This is a genomic window from Levilactobacillus fuyuanensis (assembly GCF_003946395.1).
Lineage (GTDB): Bacteria > Bacillota > Bacilli > Lactobacillales > Lactobacillaceae > Levilactobacillus > Levilactobacillus fuyuanensis.
On sequence record NZ_RHNZ01000054.1, the window covers coordinates 1 to 1,089 of the forward strand.

Here is a 1,089-nt window from a genome sequence, read left to right on the forward strand (position 1 = left end):
TCTTCATGACCCGAATTAAGAATATCATATCTAATCAGTATCACCAACTCAATTTAGCTGAACGTGGTCGAATTGAATCCCTAAGGGACTTAGATTGGTCTATCCGCCGAATTGCCCAGGCCCTTCATCGTAATCCCAGCACGATTTCACGTGAATTAAAACGTGGGACAACGACACAGATTAACGCTAGTACTCATATCTTTGAACAGTCATATCTGGCAGAAACTGGTGAAGCAATTTATCGTAAGCACCGACTAAATAGCTGTTATCGTGGACTCTTTGATCATTGTCAAACCTTCTGTAATGCTTTGGTGACAGCTTTAAAAGCGCGTCCCAGGATGCATAGTGTGGATACTTTTGTCCACCAATTCAAGACTGATCACCCAAGGCTTGTCTGCCCCTCAACACCGACGGTGTACCGGTATATTGATGACCAGCGTTTAGCTATCCGCAATTCAGACCTACCAGCTAAACTACGTCGCCGGATTAAATGCCCCGGGGCAAAGCATCATCGAATCAATAAGAAAAATCTGGGCCATTCAATCGAAGAGCGTCCCGCCATGGTTCAAGCGCGTCAAGAGCTTGGACACTGGGAAGGTGACTTGGTCAAAGGCAAACGGGTTGAATCTGAGCCAGCATTAATGACTTTGACTGAACGTGTTAGTCGCTTAGAGATCATCGTTAAACTTCCCAATTATCATGCCGACACTTGCTTGAAAGCCCTCCAGAATACCTTATATGACTATGGAACCGAGCACTTTAAAACCATTACTTTTGATAATGGTGCTGAGTTCTCAAGCTTGAGTCAAGTCAAGGGAACTGACATCTACTTTGCCCATCCTTATTCACCATGGGAACGTGGAACCAATGAGAACACTAACGGCCTTTTGCGCGAGTTCTTCCCGAAGGGCAGATCCTTGGCTTCGGCCTCACTCATTGACATTCAGCTGGCTCAAGATACCTTAAACAACCGGCTACGGCGGTCATTGAACTATCGCTGCCCAGCCGATCTAATGCCTGAACTAGCTTAGCAACTAGACCACTTCTAAGAATAGATTCTTAGTGTTGCACTTGATTTGACAATTGAGG

Annotated in this window: 1 protein-coding gene; it reads left to right on the forward strand. The window is 45.4% G+C overall.

Annotated features, from left to right (window positions below; all coding sequences use genetic code 11):
• Nucleotides 1-5 precede the first annotated feature (5 nt).
• The gene (locus tag EKM73_RS12710) at nt 6-1,031 is read left to right on the forward strand and encodes an IS30 family transposase (protein WP_010619295.1); all 1,026 of its coding nucleotides are present in this window, start codon (nt 6-8) and stop codon (nt 1,029-1,031) included.
• Nucleotides 1,032-1,089: the final 58 nt, after the last annotated feature.